This window comes from Kamptonema formosum PCC 6407 (assembly GCF_000332155.1).
In the GTDB taxonomy this organism is placed as follows: Bacteria; Cyanobacteriota; Cyanobacteriia; order Cyanobacteriales; family Microcoleaceae; genus Kamptonema; species Kamptonema formosum.
On sequence record NZ_KB235903.1, the window covers coordinates 988,607 to 1,007,853 of the forward strand.

The 19,247-nt window shown below is 43.5% G+C and carries 20 protein-coding genes; 10 read left to right on the top strand and 10 right to left on the bottom strand.

Annotated elements, in window-relative coordinates:
- Nucleotides 1-68: 68 nt before the first annotated feature.
- Entirely contained in the window at nucleotides 69-968 is a 900-nt protein-coding gene (gene hslO / locus OSCIL6407_RS0109295) for an Hsp33 family molecular chaperone HslO (protein WP_007356907.1), read from the bottom strand.
- Nucleotides 969-1,060: 92 nt separating this feature from the next.
- Between hslO and OSCIL6407_RS0109300 the strand changes: the two genes are divergently transcribed.
- From OSCIL6407_RS0109300 to OSCIL6407_RS0109315, 4 genes are all read left to right on the top strand, one after another.
- Nucleotides 1,061-1,402 (top strand): hypothetical protein, encoded by a 342-nt coding sequence (locus tag OSCIL6407_RS0109300; protein WP_007356906.1) that lies wholly within the window; start codon nucleotides 1,061-1,063, stop codon nucleotides 1,400-1,402.
- Nucleotides 1,399-1,584, top strand: a complete 186-nt coding sequence (locus OSCIL6407_RS0109305) for a hypothetical protein (RefSeq protein WP_007356905.1) — start codon at nucleotides 1,399-1,401, stop codon at nucleotides 1,582-1,584. The genes OSCIL6407_RS0109300 and OSCIL6407_RS0109305 overlap by 4 nt, the downstream gene beginning before the upstream one ends.
- Nucleotides 1,585-1,682: 98 nt before the next feature.
- Nucleotides 1,683-2,072, top strand: coding sequence for a hypothetical protein (locus OSCIL6407_RS0109310; RefSeq protein ID WP_007356904.1), 390 nt, complete (start codon nucleotides 1,683-1,685; stop codon nucleotides 2,070-2,072).
- A 50-nt stretch (nucleotides 2,073-2,122) separates the two neighbouring features.
- A complete protein-coding gene (locus OSCIL6407_RS0109315; protein ID WP_007356903.1) occupies nucleotides 2,123-2,761 on the top strand; it encodes a Uma2 family endonuclease in 639 nt (212 codons plus the stop codon).
- A gap of 7 nt (nucleotides 2,762-2,768) precedes the next feature.
- Here OSCIL6407_RS0109315 and OSCIL6407_RS0109320 read toward each other — a convergent pair whose 3' ends face one another.
- A complete protein-coding gene (locus OSCIL6407_RS0109320; RefSeq protein ID WP_007356902.1) occupies nucleotides 2,769-5,117 on the bottom strand; it encodes a tetratricopeptide repeat protein in 2,349 nt (782 codons plus the stop codon).
- A 201-nt stretch (nucleotides 5,118-5,318) separates the two neighbouring features.
- Here OSCIL6407_RS0109320 and OSCIL6407_RS37750 point away from each other — a divergent pair, with 201 nt between their 5' ends.
- A complete protein-coding gene (locus OSCIL6407_RS37750) occupies nucleotides 5,319-6,374 on the top strand; it encodes a peptidoglycan DD-metalloendopeptidase family protein (RefSeq protein WP_007356901.1) in 1,056 nt (351 codons plus the stop codon).
- Nucleotides 6,375-6,720: 346 nt separating this feature from the next.
- Here OSCIL6407_RS37750 and OSCIL6407_RS0109335 read toward each other — a convergent pair whose 3' ends face one another.
- The 5 genes from OSCIL6407_RS0109335 to OSCIL6407_RS34090 all read right to left on the bottom strand — a co-directional run bounded on the left by OSCIL6407_RS0109335 (nucleotide 6,721) and on the right by OSCIL6407_RS34090 (nucleotide 10,505).
- Nucleotides 6,721-6,930 (bottom strand): hypothetical protein, encoded by a 210-nt coding sequence (locus tag OSCIL6407_RS0109335; protein ID WP_007356899.1) that lies wholly within the window; start codon nucleotides 6,928-6,930, stop codon nucleotides 6,721-6,723.
- A gap of 107 nt (nucleotides 6,931-7,037) precedes the next feature.
- Nucleotides 7,038-7,400, bottom strand: coding sequence for a type II toxin-antitoxin system PemK/MazF family toxin (locus tag OSCIL6407_RS0109340; RefSeq protein WP_007356898.1), 363 nt, complete (start codon nucleotides 7,398-7,400; stop codon nucleotides 7,038-7,040).
- Complete coding sequence (locus OSCIL6407_RS0109345; protein ID WP_007356897.1) at nucleotides 7,385-7,621, bottom strand: hypothetical protein; 237 nt, start codon at nucleotides 7,619-7,621, stop codon at nucleotides 7,385-7,387. Before OSCIL6407_RS0109345 ends, OSCIL6407_RS0109340 begins: the two co-directional genes overlap by 16 nt.
- A 230-nt stretch (nucleotides 7,622-7,851) precedes the next feature.
- Nucleotides 7,852-10,182, bottom strand: a complete 2,331-nt coding sequence (locus tag OSCIL6407_RS0109350) for a diguanylate cyclase domain-containing protein (protein ID WP_007356896.1) — start codon at nucleotides 10,180-10,182, stop codon at nucleotides 7,852-7,854.
- Nucleotides 10,183-10,268: 86 nt separating this feature from the next.
- Nucleotides 10,269-10,505 (bottom strand): hypothetical protein, encoded by a 237-nt coding sequence (locus OSCIL6407_RS34090; protein ID WP_148288847.1) that lies wholly within the window; start codon nucleotides 10,503-10,505, stop codon nucleotides 10,269-10,271.
- A 276-nt stretch (nucleotides 10,506-10,781) separates the two neighbouring features.
- Between OSCIL6407_RS34090 and OSCIL6407_RS0109355 the strand changes: the two genes are divergently transcribed.
- Nucleotides 10,782-11,969 carry a glycosyltransferase family 4 protein gene (locus OSCIL6407_RS0109355; RefSeq protein WP_007356895.1) on the top strand — a complete coding sequence of 396 codons (1,188 nt, stop codon included), beginning with the start codon at nucleotides 10,782-10,784 and terminating at the stop codon, nucleotides 11,967-11,969.
- A gap of 374 nt (nucleotides 11,970-12,343) precedes the next feature.
- Here the strand turns inward: OSCIL6407_RS0109355 and OSCIL6407_RS0109360 are convergent, their stop codons facing one another.
- Complete coding sequence (locus OSCIL6407_RS0109360) at nucleotides 12,344-13,513, bottom strand: IscS subfamily cysteine desulfurase (protein ID WP_007353950.1); 1,170 nt, start codon at nucleotides 13,511-13,513, stop codon at nucleotides 12,344-12,346.
- Between the two features lie 204 nt (nucleotides 13,514-13,717).
- Between OSCIL6407_RS0109360 and OSCIL6407_RS0109365 the strand changes: the two genes are divergently transcribed.
- The 4 genes from OSCIL6407_RS0109365 to OSCIL6407_RS0109380 all read left to right on the top strand — a co-directional run bounded on the left by OSCIL6407_RS0109365 (nucleotide 13,718) and on the right by OSCIL6407_RS0109380 (nucleotide 18,405).
- Nucleotides 13,718-14,368 (top strand): hypothetical protein, encoded by a 651-nt coding sequence (locus tag OSCIL6407_RS0109365; RefSeq protein ID WP_007353951.1) that lies wholly within the window; start codon nucleotides 13,718-13,720, stop codon nucleotides 14,366-14,368.
- 318 nt (nucleotides 14,369-14,686) lie between these two features.
- On the top strand, nucleotides 14,687-16,672 hold the full coding sequence (locus OSCIL6407_RS0109370; protein ID WP_007353952.1) for an adenylate/guanylate cyclase domain-containing protein: 1,986 nt from the start codon (nucleotides 14,687-14,689) through the stop codon (nucleotides 16,670-16,672).
- 58 nt (nucleotides 16,673-16,730) lie between these two features.
- Nucleotides 16,731-17,063, top strand: a complete 333-nt coding sequence (locus tag OSCIL6407_RS0109375; RefSeq protein WP_007353953.1) for a PP2C family protein-serine/threonine phosphatase — start codon at nucleotides 16,731-16,733, stop codon at nucleotides 17,061-17,063.
- Nucleotides 17,064-17,082: 19 nt separating this feature from the next.
- Entirely contained in the window at nucleotides 17,083-18,405 is a 1,323-nt protein-coding gene (locus OSCIL6407_RS0109380; protein ID WP_007353954.1) for a four-carbon acid sugar kinase family protein, read from the top strand.
- 31 nt (nucleotides 18,406-18,436) lie between these two features.
- On the opposite strand, the gene OSCIL6407_RS0109385 is transcribed toward OSCIL6407_RS0109380, so the two are convergent.
- Entirely contained in the window at nucleotides 18,437-18,655 is a 219-nt protein-coding gene (locus OSCIL6407_RS0109385; RefSeq protein ID WP_007353955.1) for a hypothetical protein, read from the bottom strand.
- Nucleotides 18,652-18,996 carry a hypothetical protein gene (locus OSCIL6407_RS0109390; protein WP_007353956.1) on the bottom strand — a complete coding sequence of 115 codons (345 nt, stop codon included), beginning with the start codon at nucleotides 18,994-18,996 and terminating at the stop codon, nucleotides 18,652-18,654. The genes OSCIL6407_RS0109385 and OSCIL6407_RS0109390 overlap by 4 nt, the downstream gene beginning before the upstream one ends.
- Between the last annotated feature and the right edge of the window lie 251 nt (nucleotides 18,997-19,247).

Consider the following 19,247-nt stretch of genomic DNA (forward strand, 5'->3'; position numbering starts at 1 on the left):
CCCAACTCCAAAAAATCCAAATTTGTTAACAGTTAACAGTTAACGGTTAACCGTTAACCGTTAACTGTTTAAGATTGGGCTTGTGCTTGCAAATCATCGATCAGTTCGGCTAGATGATCGCTGCTGGCTTTGTAAACCTCGCCGCAGAAGTGACAAGTCGCTTCTGCACCATCATCCTTTTCAATCATGTCTTGAAGTTCGGCTTCGCCTAACATTTTTAAGGCTCCTAAAACGCGATCGAAGGAACAGCCACAGTGAAAGCGTAGCATCTGAACCTCTGGCAAGATTTCCAGACCCATATCTCCGAGTAGTTCCTCAAACATCTGCTCTAATGTTTTACCAGAGCGTAACAGAGGCGTAAAACCGGATAGTGAAGCTACTCTAGATTCCAGCTTTTCCACCAACTCATCATCAGTAGCAGCTTTGGGCATAATTTGTAACATGAGGCCGCCAGAAGCTTGTACGCCTTCAGCGCCAACAAATACTCCCAAAACTAAAGCTGAAGGCGTTTGTTCCGATGTGGCCAGGTAATGGCTGATGTCGTCCCCGATTTCCCCAGAAACAAGTTCTACGGTACTGGAGTAAGGATAGCCATAGCCGACATCTCGCACGACGTAGAGGTAGCCTTCGCCGATTGCGCCGCCGACATCGAGTTTACCAAGCGCATTTGGCGGAAGTTCGATTTTGGGGTTATCTACATAGCCGCGCACGGTTCCGTCTGTGCCAGCATCAACCATCAACCCGCCCAAGGGGCCATCCCCTCTAATGCGAATATTGACTCTGGATTGCTGTGTTTTCATATTAGAGGCCAATAGCAGCCCCGCTGACATAGTGCGGCCGAGGGCGGCGGTGGCGACGTAGGAGAGTTGGTGTCGCCGTCTAGCTTCTTCCGTGAGGCGGGTGGTGATTACGCCTACAGCCCGAATTCCGCCCTCTGCGGCTGTAGCGCGAATTAATTGATCGGCCATGAACCTTACATTTCTTAACAACTTCCACTTTCTTTATTCTAGCGGCGTTCTACTTCGCCTAAAATCTATAGCGTAATTTCACACAACTAGACATGGCAAAACTGCCCATAGAAATTGCCGAAACCATTTGGAGCCTAAAACGGCAACTATTGCATATTATTGAAAATGCTACAGAAGCCGAATATACTCTTTTTGAGCAATTTGGAGAAACCGACAGAACAATTGACTATTTAGATCAGCTAAAAAATGTAGCACAGCAAGCCGATGAGCGGTTTTCCCAGTTTTCCATATTGCAACGACGCTTGGCTAATGCAGTACCCACAGCAACTCCTGATATGCTAAGGTTAGTAACAGAAGTTATTGCTTATACCCAGGCTAGACTTCCCGCATGGGAACGCAGCATTGAAGAAATTAAGATTGAGTGGAGATTATGATCGACGAACAAGGATATGTGCCGCCCCTAAATGTGGATCGACGACTCCTCGCCAATTTACGTCGCAGTCGCTTGGAAATGGAAGAATTAGGTTGGAAATTAGAAGAAGTTATTGCCAAATTAGACGAAGACCATCGACAAATTCAACAAAAACGGTTACAAATACTTTTAAACAGTCAGTAGTTATATAAATGTTGAGAACGTTACTTTAGAGGCGATCGCTTTTTATGCGTTAGAGTTGATGAGTTGTCCCGTTCTAAAATCTAAAATATTTAATCGTTATGTTTGGTAATTATCAACAAAGTCACTTGCGGATTGAGGTTAATGCTTCGGAGACTGAGATTCGGGATAGTTTGTTACGTCCGAGTCAATTGCAAGAGTGGCTGTGGCCGCAACAATTTAGTAGTGGAATGCCGGAACAATTATACAAAGGTTTGGCGTTTACGAGTTGGGTTGGCCCGGTGGCTTTGGAGCACAAGGTAGAGATTGCGGAGTCGAATTGTTTGCGGTTGTTATTGAGTCAGGGTATTGATGGGTTTCACGAGTGGTATTGGGGGGATGGTTGGGTGCAGTCGCGCTTAGAGGGGGTGTCGGTGATGCCTTTAAGTGTGGGGCAAACTGTTAGTTTGTTGCGGTTGCGGGAGTTTTTGAAGAAGGGGAAGGGGGAATAATTAATAGCCCAATCGATCGGCATTGAAATACTAAAATTTAGGAGCTTGTAATGATTAGTACCTCAACTCCTGCTGAACAGAGAACTTTGCTTAGAAATATTAGCTGGCAAACTTTTGAAAGCTTGCTTAGCGATCTTGGGGAACACCGTTCCTCACGCCTGACTTACAATCGGGGTACTTTGGAAATTATGACACCTTTGTATGAGCATGAAAAACCTAAAGAAGTGCTTACGGCTCTCGTTGGTATTATAGCAGAAGAGTTGAATATAGAGATTGCTAGAGCAGGTTCTACTACTTTTAAGCGTCAAGAGTTAGGGCGCGGTGCTGAGCCTGATTCCAGTTTCTACGTCCAAAATGAGAGATTAGTTAGAGGTAAAAGTAAAATAGATTTGAGAACCGATCCGCCGCCTGATTTGGTAATAGAAATAGATATTACTAGCAGTTCTCTTGATAGTTTTGACATTTATTCTGCCTTGGGTGTACCGGAAATTTGGAGGTATAACGGGCGGATTTTACAATTTTTTCAGTTGCAAGATGAAGAGTATGTAGCTTGTGAGTTTAGTCGATGTTTTTCATTTTTATCTGTGGCTGAAATGGGTAGATTTTTGCAGGAAAGTAAAACTGTAGGGGAGACTACTCTGTTGCGAGGGTTTCGAGTTTGGGTGAGGAGTAAAATCATTCCCGGTTGATTCCTTATTATATCAGTTTGCCTGCCGACTGTTGCACTTTTTCAACTTGTCTGGGTGCTTCCATTTCGGTGAATAGTTGAATTGCGTTGTTAAAATTTTCTTGACTATCAGCAGTATTGCCTATTGTTTGATAAGTTAAGCCTAATTGATAGTAGGCTTCAGCTAAGTCACATTTAGCACCGATTTTATCCAGAAGTTCGATTGATTCTGAGTGATGGGAAAGGGCTGTTTTAAGTTCTCCCTGTATGCGATAGAGTTCTGCTAGACCACTATAAGCTTGTCCCTTAATCTGAATATAGTAGCTGTCTTCAGCAAATTTGATAGCTCTTTGAAACAGTTCAAAGGCTTTGGAAATTTCCCCTAAACTTTTATAGGTTAACCCTAAAAATACTAATGCACACCCATGACTCCAAGGCTGCCACTCAGTTATTGAAAGTTCACGATAAGCTTTTTCAGCTAGGTTATGTGCTTCTTGATTCAAACCCAAGCATGAATTACAGAAAGCTAAAAAATAGCAGGCATCTACTGAATGATAATGAAGTTCTGTATTTTTAGTAGAGAAATAGAAGTCTTCAAAACTTTTTTTAGCTGCTTCTACTTCGCCAAGAGATATATAGCCGTATCCAATGTTCACCAAAGAAACTAAATACAGTCCTTTTAAGAAAGATGCTAAGCCTTCTTCCTTTTGATATGTATCTTCTGAAAAAATAGATGCAATTTTCTGAGATTTTTTATGATAATCTATTCCCCGATTAGGTTCGCCTTTTGCGTAGTGGGATTCTCCTAGCCATAGATAAAGTTCAATTAGTAAATTAGCAGTATTAATATCCAGAATTATTTTATCAATTATTTGGTTGAACTCTGAAATAGTCTGTTGCAACAAACCGAACCTGTATAAGCTTCCACCAAAATACTCTCCTCTATAGTTTTTTGTCCATTTGTTAGACCTCCTAATTACGAAAACTCTCCCTGCCAAATCAAATTCCTTAATTTCAAAATAGTGATAATAAGCTTCTAATGCTTTCTTAGCATCTGCTATAGTCTCCACAGTCTTAACACTCTCTGTCCAAAATTCTGCTGCTGTCTGGTTAGTAATCTTCCAATCTTCACTTTCCCTTAACCTACTAATTGCCTCTGTACGAATCACTGGATGCAACCAATATTCTCCCTTGTTAAACTCGACTAATGACCGATTTCGCAACGATTCAATTACCCGTCTGCGCTGTGCTTCTGGCACATCCCACAGTAAGCACAATAATCGCTCAGTAGGAACAGTCGGCACATCCTGATAGCGATAACATCCCAAACGGCAGAGGAGTCGATAGGCTTCAGGAGAAGTTTTTTTGAGACGATTAAACTGCTCTTTGACAAGATTTTCTACAGCTAACTCCACCAATAAATCAGCTTCGACTTTATGTTCTTGCCAATAGGCTACCATCCCTCCATCTCTCTGTATGGGGTCGCATAAAATAGTCATCGCCAAGGCATTACCGCCATAAGCTTTGTGCATTTCTTTTAGAGTTATCGCATCTATTTCAATATCACGGTGGCTAAAAAAATCTTGCCACGCTTTTTCATCGAGGCTAGGTAGCGGGTAATTAGTGACACCTACGCATTCAGCCAAAGGTTCGCGACTGGTAATTAACGTTAATGACTGTACCGAAGAATCAGCCAAAACTCGCAACAATTCCACATAGCGGCGATGGGGTTCAATAAATTTGCCTTGTCCATCTAGCGCGGGTTCCAAATTATCAATTAATACCCCCACTCGGCGCGTCTGAAGTTGGCGCTTCAGTCTCCCAAGGGTAACTCCAAACTCGCGGCCAGGTTCTTCCTGAAAGTCCCGCTTTAGCCATTCTTCAATCACGCTTTCAACTAGGGTAATATTTTCTTTCTCCTTTGCCATTAGCAATTCCAGTATTAAGTCAAAACCCTGAGACTTGAGATATTCCTGGGCTAAAGTTGTCTTTCCCACGCCTCCTGGTGCTTGGATGAGGATGATTTTTGAGCCTTGGTTGATGCGGGTGCTGAGGTGTGCGATCGCATTTTCACGGCCGACAAAATTTAGGTTTAGCGCTGAAGGAGTTTCCTTTACAGGGGCCACCACAAGTAATTCTGTTTCCTCAATTTCGGTGAGTTCAGCAACTTGTTCCCAGTTAACACCTACAGCCTTACAAATTTCAATAAAGGCATACCGATCAATGGGAGACTTTCTTGCCCAAAACCGCTTCAGTGTGGCTTCTGAGGTTTTGGCATTTTCTACCCATATTGAAGCGATTTTCTGCCAGCGTTTCCTGCGTCTAGCTTCATCAACGATTTTTAGCCCCTGTTCTGATGCCTTCAGAGAATCAATCATTGTTCACCATTACCCCTACGGTGTTCTCATCCGATTTTAGATCGCTTTGGTTCAGTAAGAGAAGCAGTGAGCTATTTAGTGAGCTAAAAAGATGAACCCAACTGAGCCGCCAAGCCAATTTGTATCTGGGATATTGGAAATGTGGGAAGGAAAGTTAAATAAAAACTTCCCAGTCAATTCAATATAAAAGGAGCAAGTGCAATGCCTTTACCAACAAATAGTAATGAATGGGATCGCGCTAGTGGTGATGACATTTTATTTGATGGAAGAACCTCTAATGGAGAAAGTTCACCCGAAGTTAAGCAAGTCTTTACGAACTTATCTACAACAGTTTTAGGGAAGTCATATCCGATGACGGCCGGTTATGCCTATGACCAGGGTTACTACAATGGTTTTAAAAAATGGCACGCTGGCATTGATATCGGCGCTGGAGCAGGAACTTCGGTGCGAGCTCCAATTGCTGGTAAAGTTGCTTGGACATGGTCTTCTCCTAGTGATGGAGCGTTTATCGCAGTTAATAGCAACGATGGTCGTCAGTGGGTTTATGGTCACTTGCAAAATTTCAACGGTTTAGCCACAGGAAATACCATTTCTGCCGGACAACTCCTCGGTCAAATTGGTAATCAATCAGGCGCAAATCACTTGCATTTAGAGGTACGGACTCCACCTTTTCAAGGCACTAACGGTGCAAGTCCAGACCAAAACTTTATCTTAAATGCTACCATGAGTCCTCTCGAAGCATTTTCAAAGTTAAATAATGGTGGCGGTGGCGGTAGCAACGGTGGTGGAAATACTAATCTAAATCTAAATGGCGGCCCCGGCAACGACATTTTAACTGGTTCAGGTGGGAATGATAAACTTTCTGGTTTAGGTGGTAATGACACATTGATTGGTGGTGCAGGAAACGATATTCTTGATGGTTTCTTCTATTCGGCTAGTGGCAATGGAGAAGTCGATCAACTACGTGGTGATTCCGGTGCTGATACTTTCTTGATCGGCGATTGGTACGGGAAGGGTTATATTGGTCGCAGTTGGGGAGTTATTCAAGACTTTTCTAGCGCTCAAGGTGATAAGATCAAAGTTCAAGGTAGCCTGAGTCAATACGAACTCCGACCGGGCAATCAGTATGGGTATTCTGCTAATGATACAGCGATAGTTTTGAAAAGCAATCCGAGTGAAGTCTTTGCAGTTTCCCTAAATGCCTCCACCAGAAACAATACCATTCAGTTATCTACAAGAGACTTCATCAGCGCTTAATTCCTGATTGAATTTGGCTAGATAGTTAATCCATAACTAAAGGCGATCGCACTTTCCCAAAGAAGCGCGATCGCTTTTATTTTCGATATAAATTTAACATTTTGCCAATTGTTTGACATCTCTCACGTATCCCCTATAATTCTGGTTAAACCCTCTCTAAGAGATTGGATATATACATCTTGAAGCCTTCCCAGTTTCTTGATAATAAGTTGTTTTTCAATAGTCGTAATAACTGGCTTAATCATCGAAGACTTTAGAAGACCTGCCGATTGCCAATCTGTTATGACGTTTTTTATTGGTAGTTTGATCTGTAAATGGAAATGGAACTAAAACCACCTCACCAAAATTATAACTCGTCATACTCCGCATCCTCTGGGTTATCCCAAATTTTAGCAAAAGCTGGTTCTGAGAGTTTATTTCCCGTATAAATGAGAAGACGATCTTCACTGCGCGTTAATAGGAAGTCGATAAAATCTTCTAATACCGTGATTTTATCAGGTGGTAAACTACGGATTTTTTCCATCAGCTTTGTTTCAGGGCTTTGGGTGATACTCATGTTACCTCTCACTTTGTTGTTAATAAAATAGCATATATTTGATATTTTCTCAACAGTGCGATCGCCTTGTAATTTATTGATTATTTCTTTTTTAAAAAGCCTAAAAATTACAAAGCAAACACAATTCTGAGAGCTAGATCAATTTTTATTATAACCTCTGGTTCAAGTTCACCTCTGATATCTACCCCACGAGAACGATAATCAATAGGGCGCGTTTGCAGACAATCAGCAATAGATTTTTTTGTTAATCCATTTCTTTCAGATGGTTCAATCTCCACATTACTTTTAATCTTGGCTTTTTTTTCACTCCAAGCAGTAATCGGAACAACCTGGATTACAGGAACTCGCTCATTATAAGTGTTGTTAGTCACAACAACACAAGGTCTAATTTTTCCCGTTTCAGAACCCTGAGTTGGCTCGAGATTAACTTCAATAATTAAACCTCGTTTCAATTTTATGACTTCGGCCATTCTTCTAAACCTAACTCCGTCAATTCTTGCAAGTCTTTATCTTCCTCATAGATTTCCGCATAGAGAGCCGCTGATTCTTCCAATTGCTCGGCTTCTAATGCTAACTCCAAGCGTTTAATGGCGATTCTTACTACTTCACTCGCGTCTTTAAATCCATAGTTTTGACAGCCTTGTAGAAATTTTATTTGAGATTCATCTAGTTCAAATGTTTGCTCTTTCATTATAGTAAAAATTCCGGCAAAATTTGGTATATTGTTTTTTAAGATCCGGCTCAAATACATGAATATTTTGATGATAGCATACTTTCCCGAAAATTATATAGCTAACCAACAAAAATCTGGGTTATTCTATGAATTAGAAACCCTCATCCGGCAAGCTATAAATCCTCCATACAACGTTAAAATCTCCAGATAACAATGACTCAAACCCTCAATATCCAACACTTGCCACTTTAAAATCTAAAATTATTGCGGCCTTCTTCCTTAGCGCGGTACAAAGCACCATCCGCCTTTTTCATCAAAATATCGCTATCATCGCCATCCTCTGGATAGATAGCAATCCCGATACTAGAACCGATCGCAACTTTATTTCCTTCCAAATCAAATTCACCCTGCAAAACCTCCAAAATTCTCTGCGCGATCGCCGCCGCATCTTTAGCACGAGAAATATTGGGCAACAAAATGATAAACTCGTCCCCACCCCACCTAGCAATAGTGTCCCCTTCCCGCAGACAGCTACTCAACCGCTTCACCACAGCCTGCAACAGGCGATCGCCAATCGCGTGCCCCAAAGTATCATTAACAATCTTAAAATGGTCTAAATCCAAAAACATCAAAGCAAATAGGCTGCCCCGGCGGTGAGCATTCTGCAAAGCTAAATTCAACTTTTCCCCCAAAAGAGTACGATTGGGCAAACCCGTCAGGCGATCGTGTAGTGCTTCATGGCGGATCGTTTCCTCCATCTTCTGTCGCTGAAGCGCCCCGCCAATACTCTCCCCAATCACCATTAAAATTGAAATTTCACCCTCCGACCAGCGGCGGTGGGAATCATTACCATCGTCAAACCCCAAATAGCCCCAAAGTTGCCTCTCAACTCGAATCGGCAAGATCAGCCGTGACAGCAAACCCTCTCCCTCTAAGACTTCCCGCTCTTCTTTTGGGAAAGACTCAATAAAATCTGTAATTGCATGAGTCGCTTCTAAAATGCTTTGCCACTGTGTCAGACCAAAGCTATTGGGAGTTAAATTTTGGCGATCGGGCGGGTTAATGCTAGCCTCAATCGATGCCATCACCCATTCAAACCGCAAACTCAAGGCCGCTTCTTCCGTCTCTGGGTGGGGGTGAGTCTCATAAATATAGACGCGATCGACACCTGTCACCACCCCTAAAGTCCCTAGCGCTTTAATAATCGCCGCTTTATGATCTGCATCTGTCAATAAATGGTGCATAGCAGTCGCCACACCTTGCAGCAAGGTTTCTTGCTTGTGAAGTTCTGCTTCCGTTTCCTTACGCTTAGTAATATCTTCTACAGTGCCTTCGTAACCAGCAATCTGACCCCTCTCGTCCCTAATGGCGCGAGCACTCTCAGAAATCCAGATGGTAGTACCATCTTGGCGATAAACTTGAGACTCAAAACCAGAAATGACATCTTGCTTCTGGAGCAAGCGTTTGAACTCATCGCGGCGGTTGGGGTTAACATAAAGTTGCCTGCCGATGTCCGTAATGCCAGTCATCAATTCGTCAGGGGATTTGTAGCCGTAAATCCGGGCAAGCATGGGGTTGACGGTTTGATAGCGCCCTTCGGCCGATGTTTGGTAGATACCAGCAACGGCGTTTTCAAAGATATTGCGGTATTTCTTATGATGAATGACCACTCCCAACTGTACGCCAACGGCTGAAAGTAGGGAAATTTGTTTATTTTCTAAACGGGGTTCAAACATGAAGAAAACAAGTACCGCGATCAATTTGCCGCTGGCAAGGATGGGAATGCTTAGTCCAGCTTGAAAACCCGCAATGGCGGCGATATCTGGGTCAAGAAGGCTATCAACTGGTTGCGGTAAGTCGGGGGGCATCCATTTGAGCGGTTGCAGCGACCAGATTTGCCCTAAGTTACTGCTGGCGGAAAATTTCTGTTGTTTTCTGATGCTGCGGAATGAGTCTAAATTTTGAGAAGTGCTGTAGTAGGCGGGGGTACATTCTATGAAGGCGGGATCGGCACTGGGAACCCAAGCTTCGGCGTAATTCCAGTTTGTGACTTGGCAGATTTTTTGTAGGGCAATGGTGAGAGCTGAATCGAAGTCTTGAGCTTCGGCTACACTTAAGGTGATGGTTTGCAAAAGGTGGGCTACTGCTCTGTTCCTTTGTCGCTCAGTGATGTCGTGGCAAATGCCGAGTATTTTGGTGATTTTCCCAGCGACGAAGATGGGGGAGAGGTCGATCAGCACTAGCTGAGAGCCTGTTTCTGTTTCTAATGGCTGTTGGTAAGAACGGGATTGCTGTTGTTGGAGGCAGATTGTGAGGTTTTGCTCGGTGGTACGGGCGATCGCATCTGGTAAGCACTCGCCGATCGGTTTGGAGGCTACGTCGATGTCTGCGATCGCGTACATTTGTAAGTAGATGTGGTTAGCACAGACGAAATGGAATTCTCCTTGAATTGGCTCTACTATAAAAATGCCCTCGGAGCTGTGTTTGAAGATGGCTGACAATATGGCTTCCTGTTGGCAAGCTGAATTCTCTTCACCGACGGGAGTGCTGTTTGGTTCTCTCAAGTTCCAGCAAAGCATTTTTATTTTTACCCTGTTATTTGGAAGCGGAGCTTTTCTTTACTTACTAAGTTAGGATAAAATTTACTCCTTAGCAGCAGCTAAGATCACATATTTTCAGGTCTTGGTAAGAGTCGCTGGGGGCTGGGGAGCAGCGGATGGGGAGGATCGCAGAGGGTGTGAGCATGGTATTTTGAATAATTAACTACATCCAGCGGGTTTTGAAGCGAGGCATAATTGCGATCGCAGGGGGTAACAACTGGTAAGAATGTAAGCACAGATCGTGCGATCGCAGCATCAGACCATGCTGGAATATTGATGAGTTCGGAATTAAGAAGCCACAATAGGCTGTAAATAAAACTAACTCAAATTGATTCTTACCACCAAGAAAACCCACCCATAAAAGTTGAGGGTGTGACCGAAATAAGAGGAGATAATTAAATCAAAAATACCAATAAATGAAAAGCAGACTCAATAATTATTTCTTCCTTTGCCTTCTGCTATTCTAGATAACTAAATTGTTCTCCCCTTCTAGATAACGATGTTAACGTTTAATAACTATATAATGGAGTCAATAATCACTAAAGTTTAAGATATATAAACTTCTGGGAGTGGAACAGATGAAGATTTTGGTATTGGCATGGGAGTTTCCGCCCCGAATTGTGGGTGGGATAGCTCGTCATGTAGCGGAATTGTATCCTGAGTTAGTCAAGTTAGGGCATGAAGTTCACTTGATTACTGTAGAGTTTGGTCAAGCGCCCATGTACGAGGTGGTGGAAGGAGTACGGGTGCATCGAGTACCAGTATGGCCAGCTCATGATTTTTTCCACTGGGTTGTCAACATGAACGAAAGCATGGGACATCATGGCGGGAAACTGATGCTCGAAGAAGGGCCTTTCAATCTAATTCACGCTCATGACTGGCTAGTGGGAGATGCTGCGATCGCCCTAAAGCACACTTTTAAAGTACCCCTGATTACGACTATACACGCAACGGAATATGGACGGCATAACGGTCTTCATGCCAACGAACACCGCTACATCAGCGGTAAGGAAAATGACTTAGCCTACAATGCTTGGCGGGTAATTGTCTGTAGCGAATATATGCGACGGGAAGTAGAACGGGTATTAGCTACTCCTTGGAATAAAATAGAAGTTATTTACAACGGCATTCGTGCTGAGAAAAAACCTCGCTGGAGCGATTTTGACGCTTTAAACTTCCGACGTAAATTTGCTCACGATCACGAAAAAATAGTTTACTATGTTGGTCGAATGACCTACGAAAAGGGTATTTCGGTATTACTGAATGCGGCTCCGATGGTACTATGGGCAACGGGAGGCAATACCAAGTTTATAATTATTGGTGGCGGTCATACGGAACACTTAAAACATCAAGCTTGGGAATTAGGAATTTGGCACAATTGTTTGTTTACGGGATTTATGTTTGAGGAATATCTCGATAAATTTCAAACGGTGGCTGACTGTGCGGTTTTTCCGAGTTTATACGAACCTTTTGGAATTGTAGCGCTAGAAAGTTTTGCAGCGCGAGTACCTGTGGTAGTTTCTGATACGGGGGGACTTCCAGAGGTGGTACAACACACGAAGACGGGGGTGGTTACTCACACTAATAATCCACATTCTTTAGCTTGGGGGATTTTGGAAGTGTTAAAAAATCCTGGCTATGCACAGTGGTTGGTTGACAATGCTTATGAAGATTTGGAACGGCGATTTAGTTGGCCGAAGCTGGCTAAGGAAACTGAATGGGTTTATAAGCGAGTGGTTGAAGAGCGATCGCAAGTAAGCTGGTAATAGAACTAGGGGCTAGGGGCTAGGGGCTAGGGGCTAGGGGAAGAGAGGGGGAGCGGGGGAGCGGGGGAGATGGGGAGCAGGGGAGCAGGGGAGCAGGGGAGCAGGGGAGATGGGGGAGATGGGGGAGATGGGTAATTAGCTATTAGCTATTAGCTATTAGCATGGGGTTCCAGAAACCGGGTTTTTGAGACAATCTGTGGGTAACAACGAAGTATTTTCGTGAAAAACCCGGTTTCTTTGGTTGGGTGTGTAAGTCCTAGTAAGTTCCCTCTCCGTCTTCCCTCCTTCCTCTTCCCTAGCCCCTAGCCCGTAGCCCCTAGCCCCTTCTTCTATTACCAATTACCAACATTAAATCGGTTGAAGCGATCGCGAAACTAAACTTCCGCAACTGCTACTTTTCTTAGCGAATTAATAGTTGCTACACAGTGCTTAGCTACGGTATCAATTTCTTCGACGGTGCTAAATCTACCAATACCGAACCGTAGGGAAGCATAAGCCAACTTTTCCTTTCGCCCGATTGCTTCCAAGACATGAGAAGGCGCGATTTTAGCGGAAGTGCAAGCCGAACCCGAAGAAACAGCGACAATAGGTTGTACTCCTAGTAGCAGCGCTTGACCATCAACTCCATCTACACTGATATTAAGATTTCCAGGCAAGCGGTGAATGGGATGACCATTAATAACAATGTCGCCCAAGGGAGATAAATAGTCCCACAACCTTTGACGCAAATTTGTCACCCGTTCCACTTCTAAGTCCATTTCGGAAATGGCCAGTTCTACGGCTTTGGCAAATCCGACAATTTGAGGGGTATAGAGCGTACCAGAACGCATTCCCCGTTCGTGTCCGCCGCCGTGCATTTGCGCTGCAAGCTGAACTCTGGGATGGCGACGGCGGACATAAAGAGCGCCGATGCCTTTTGGGCCGTAAATTTTGTGCGCTGTCAAGGACATTAAATCAATTTTCAATGCCTCGACATTGAGTGGAATTTTGCCGATCGCTTGGGCTGCGTCTGTATGGAAAAAGACATCTGCACCGCGACAGATGGCGGCAATTTCTCCGATCGGCTGGATTACTCCAATTTCATTATTAGCAGCCATCACCGAGACTAAAATCGTGTCGGCGCGAATACATCTTGCTAAATTGCCTAAGTCGATCAGTCCGTCACTTTGGACGGGGAGAAAAGTGATTTCAAATCCCAATTTTTCTAAATAATGACAGGGATCGAGTACCGCATTGTGTTCGGTTGCTACCGTGATGATGTGTCGCCCTTTGTTGCAATAAGCTTCGGCTATGCCTTTGACCGCTAAATTGTTCGCTTCGGTTGCGCCGGAAGTGAAGACAATTTCTTCGGGTGAGGCATTGATGGCATCTGCGATCGCTTGCCGGGACTGTTTGACTGCCGCTTCTGCTTCCCAACCATAGGTATGATTGATGCTAGCGGGGTTGCCGAAGTGTTCCCGGAAATAGGGGAGCATGGCAGCGAGTACCCGTTCGTCGATCGGGGTTGTCGCGTGGTTGTCTAGGTAGATAGGGCGTTGAGACATAGTAGAAGAAAATTGGGCAACTGGGCTGGCGATCGCTTATTTAGGCAACTGAGTTGTCAACTTGGTCGTTCCAGTGTAGCGTTCCTATAGCTGCAACTTAGATATTAGAGTATAGTAGCCAATTATTAAAGTTACGAGCAAGGTGTTAAATTATTCTATACCAGCGTCAGCACCTACAACTAAAATTAATAGCTAAAATTATTTATGCGACCTGATATCCAGGGATTGGAAATTACTAAGGGTGAACTCAAGCGGCTCAGTGGTGTAGGGACAGACCGTACCTACAGACCACCTGCGATCCGTAAGTTTGTCACTGAAGGGTTGAAAACTTTGGCTGTTATTGCTTTGGTTGCCATTAGTTGTTTGCTGCTGTTGCTAATTTTTCCGAGATACTATTTGTTATTAATTTCTGTCCATTTCGCGGCGGCTCTGGCTTTAATAGTTGATGACTTTTGGAAAATTTGGTTGAGTAGCAGGAATAAACATCTGGTTAATCTTTTTGATGATGTGGACAGATATAATGCTATTATTAAAGCTATAGAAGTTAATGACAACATAGAAGAAGCTGGCAATCACAAGGTAACTATTCGCAATCGCGAGCAAGTTATTGAAGCCTTGTATCTGATCAGAGAAGATTTGGTTAGAGCTTTAAAAACCGAGAGGATTCTCAGGGAAAATAAAAAATTTGTAGCTGGTCATTCTGATATGTTTGATACTAATTTTCGAGCTTTGACTGCCTTGCAAATTAACGATCGGGCGAGCGAGCAAGGGCGGTTGTTAAATGAAGCTTTGCAGATTGCCGTAGGCGTACAGGAGGAAATGAAGAAATTACAGGAGAGACACGCTAGTACTTAAAGCCGCCAGGGATTTTAACCGCTGTCGAACTGTGATTTAAGACCAAAAATAATAATTTTCATCTTCAACCCAGTTAGGGCGAGGCAAGCCAAATTTATCTTCCAAAACCATTTCTATTGGACGCTGCGAATCTGATTGTTCGGTGCGCCAACTCTCCTAGCAATTTATTCTCATTTTAATTTAATTTTAATTAAGCATATTTACTCAGTGACATTCGTTTGACTTTTTTAACCTGTCACGAATGGGTAGAGGGTGTAGGAGTATGCAGATTAAAGCTGATTAGCTTATGCTAGAGTCACTATGCTTGGTAAATCAAGGATGCCCTTATCACCTGGACTTTTCAGAAAAATTCCCCTACAAATACTGCTAATTATTCCCTTTGTTGTCCAAACAGTTGGAGCAGTAGCTGTTGTTGGTTATCTTTCTTATAGAAACGGTCAAAAAGCAGTAAATGATGTAGCTACTCAGTTGCGGAATGATATTAGCGATCGCATCAAGGAAAATCTAACCGATCTGGTTGCTATTCCCTTTCAATCCTTTGAAAACTATGATGCAGCCCTGAGCCAAAACCGCATCGATCTTAATAATGGGAGAGACGTAGAGAAGTTTCTATGGCGACAACTCCCAGCCTTTCCCCTTGTTGCTGCCGCAGCTTTTGTTACCCCCAATCAGGAGTTTTTTGCTGGTGAGCGGCAGGATGATGGCGAGATCGTCATCCGTACTTCGGAGATAGAAAATAACCACACTTTGACGACCTATACCGTTAGTCCAGGAGGGGAACGCCGGGAAATTACCAACGCCGGGAAACCTAACTTTGACCCCCGTAACCGCCCCTACTATAAAATTCCCGTCCAGAAAAAGCAAGCTGTTTGGGCAAAACTGTATCCTCACATTACAGGTAAATACCTATACATTGCGGCTGGCAAACCCATATATACCAATAGTGGAGCTCTCCAAGGAGTGTGGATGACAAGCTTAAATCTGGTAATGTTTGGGGATTTTTTAAGTAAACTCAAAATCGGTAAAACTGGGCAAAGTTTTATTCTGGAACGTTCTGGAGAAATGATTGCCACCTCTACAGGGGAAAAGCCCTTTCAATATTACCCAGACAAGGTTGTTCAACTGCCAGAGCAAAGAATTGAACGACTCAAGGTTGTCAATAGTAGCAATGCCATCACCCAAAAAGCGAGTCAAGCTTTGCTAGATCAGTTTCGTGATTTTCAAAATATCCAAGCATCTCATCAACTTAAATTTACTGTGGATGGTAAAAATTATTTCGTCCGAGTCGATCCTTTTCGAGATAGTAAAGGTATTGAGTGGTTGGTGGTGGTGACTATTCCAGAAGCAGACTTTATGAATCAGATTAATGCCAATACTCAGACTACAATCCTGCTCTGTTTAGCAACTTTGATTTTGGCAATTTTGTTGGGTATCCTGACCGCTCGCCGGATTATCCGTCCTGTGGAGCGGATCACCACTGCCTCGGAAGCGATCGCTAGAGGCAATCTCAACCAACAAGTGGAGGTTAGTTCCATCGTTGAACTTGGCAAATTAGCCAACGTTTTTAACGGCATGACCAGACAACTGAAGGATTCTCTCGATGCCCTCCATTTGGCAAATGAAGAGTTGGAAGCTAGAGTGGAGCGAAGAACTGGAGAACTGCGCCAAGAAAAAGAAAGGTCAGAACAGTTACTTTTAAATATTTTGCCTGCGGAAATTGCCGATCGCCTCATGCGGACTAATGAATCCCCTGCTGAACATTTTGAAGAAGCCACAATTTTGTTTGCGGATATCGTAGGTTTTACTGGGATCTCGGCCCGGATAGAGCCGATGCAATTGGTAACAGGTTTGAACCAAATTTTCTCTGCTTTCGATCAACTCACTGAAAAGTATGGCTTAGAGAAAATTAAAACTATTGGGGATGCCTACATGGTAGTTGGTGGTTTACCCGTTTCTCGAGCAGATCATGCCGATGCGATCGCCAACATGGCCTTGGATATGCACGCCTATATGCAAGACGTGGAGCATATTTTTGGGGAATCTCTACAAATTCGGATCGGGATTAATACGGGTCCTGTAATTGCGGGAGTAATTGGGATTAAGAAATTTATCTATGACCTCTGGGGTGATGCGGTGAATGTCGCCTCAAGGATGGAATCTCACGGTAAGCCTGGATACATTCAAGTCACCGATGCGACTTATCACAAATTACAGAATAAATACTTACTAGAACCAAGGGGCGCGATCGAAGTCAAGGGAAGAGGAGAAATGATGACCTATTGGCTTTTGGGTCGGCGAGTATGACTGTCCTTAAAGATCGCGCTCTGAGTTTGAGCAGTCAACATGAAGAGGTAATAGAGTTGTGCGAGCTGACGGTGAAGTACAATTAATTGATACAATGGAGTTAAGATTTCCCTTGGGACTGGAAGCTGAAATTGCAGATTTAGTTGCCTCAACTACCATAGAGTTAAATTTAGATGATGTAGTTGTACTTTACACTGACGGGATTACTGAAGCTATTGATATTAATAAAGTACAATACGGTTTAGAGCGGCTGGTAGAAATCATTAAACAAAACCGCCAGCTTTCAGCTAGTGAAATTAAGGAAACCGCGATCGCGGACGTTAAGCGCCATATCGGTGAGCAAAAGGTGTATGATGACATCACTTTAGTTGTCCTCAAACAAAAGTATTAAAATTACTAGCAAAATCGCTATGACCGCCAAACCTAAAATTATAGTCCTCGATGACGATCCCACAGGTTCCCAAACTGTTCACAGTTGTCTGTTGCTAACCCGCTGGGACGTGGATACCCTAAAGTTAGGACTGGAGGACGAGTCTCCCATTTTCTTCATCCTCACAAATACCAGAGCTTTACCCGCAGCACAAGCGGCTGCTGTCACCCGCGAAGTGTGTCGCAACTTGAAAGATGCGATCGCAAATACCCCCCAAACCGCAGGTTTCTTAATAGTCAGCCGTTCTGACTCCACCCTCCGGGGCCATTATCCCATAGAAACGGACGTAATCGCCGAAGAACTTGGCCCTTTTGACGCTCATTTCTTAGTTCCCGCCTTCTTTGAAGGCGGCCGAATTACCCGCGATAGCGTTCATTATCTGATAATTAATGGCATTGAAACACCCGTAGAACAAACAGAATTTGCCCGTGATTCCGTCTTTGGGTACAAACATAGTTATTTGCCAGAATATGTAGCAGAAAAAACCCAAAATCGGATTTCGGCTGAAAGTGTAGAGCGATTTTTGCTAGCAGACATTCGCGCTGGAAGTTTGGAACGATTGCTAAATTTAACTGGTAACAAATGCGGAGTTGTTGACGGCGAAAATCAAGCCGATTTTAACCGTTTTGCAGCAGATATCCTGACAGCAGCAAACCAAGGTAAACGCTTTTTATTCCGCAGCGGTGCTAGTATTTTAACATCGCTAGCCGACCTCGGCCCGCAGCCAATAGCAGCCGAAAATATGGCACAATACGTGCGTGGTGGTAAACCTGGTGCAGTAATAGTTGGCTCTCACGTTAAAAAAACAACCGAACAATTAGAAAAATTACTGCAAGAACCAGGAACAGCTAGCATTGAAATTGATGTCGCCCATTTGTTAGAAGATTCGCCAGCACAACGAGCAACACTCCTAAAAAATACTCTCGAAAATGTTCATGCCGTTCGTGCTGTAGGTAAAACTCCCGTAGTTTATACTAGCCGTCAAGAACTTACCTTTGATAGCGTACAAGTACGCTTAGATTTCGGTGCTGCTGTTTCAGCTTTATTGATGGATATAGTGCGAGGCTTACCTTCAGATATCGGGTTTTTAATTAGCAAAGGAGGCATTACTTCTAACGACGTTCTCAGCACAGGTTTATCCCTGACATCAGCACGATTACTAGGTCAAATTTTAGCAGGTTGTTCAGTAGTACGGACAGCAGCAGATCATCCTCTCTTTCCCTATTTACCAGTAGTATTATTTCCCGGCAATGTCGGGGATGCAGATGCTTTAGCCACAGTTTATCGGCGGTTAAGTAAATAGCTAGTTGGGCGGTAATTGCCGCCCTGGAAAATTATGTTTGAGCAGTGGATTCTTGTTGCTGTGCTGCCAGACGTGCCGCTCTTCTTTGATAATAAGCTCCCAGAGTGCTGTTCTGAATATCAGCTTCTAAACGAGCGTTTAGTTCATCCAATTCGGCAATAAGAACATCCCAGCGTTTCACGATTTCGCGTAAATTAGCCACAGAACGTGCTCTAGTCTCAGCATCCGGTATTCTCAGTTCATTACTCATGGTAAATTCCAATTCCTCTTAATTTCTTGGACACTTGCTAATGTAGCATCAGCTACAGCCTGAGCCTCATTTATAGACCGGGCTATGATATCTAGGCTATCACGAGAAGCTACAGGTTGAGATTCATAGATTCGCCGCAAAGTGACATAAAAACGTGAATAGTAAGTGTCTGCTCGTTCTCGGATACTTTGAAGTTCGTCTAATTCATGGACTGTGGCCTCTGTTTCGCCATACTCAGCCAGCATAACAAACACTGTTGCAGTTGCTTCGTCTATGCGTTCTAAGAGTTGTCGCTGTAAAGTGAAAACAGTCGTGATGATCTCGTCTGGTAACTTGGCCATAATTCCCATCTAAGTTAACATGAGTTCTGTCAAATAGGCAGAATATCACACCGATCCTACTTTAGGAGAATATTGAGATTGTTTAGTTGCGGTCATAACCACAGGCAACTGGTAATAAGAGGTAATATAAAGCAGCATCTTTAGATTGCTTCGATTGGCTGGCAATGACAGATAACTGGCAATCAGAGGTAATATAAACAGGTTTTAATTCCTAATTAAGTTAATATTGATAGTCAACCTTACCTAAAATC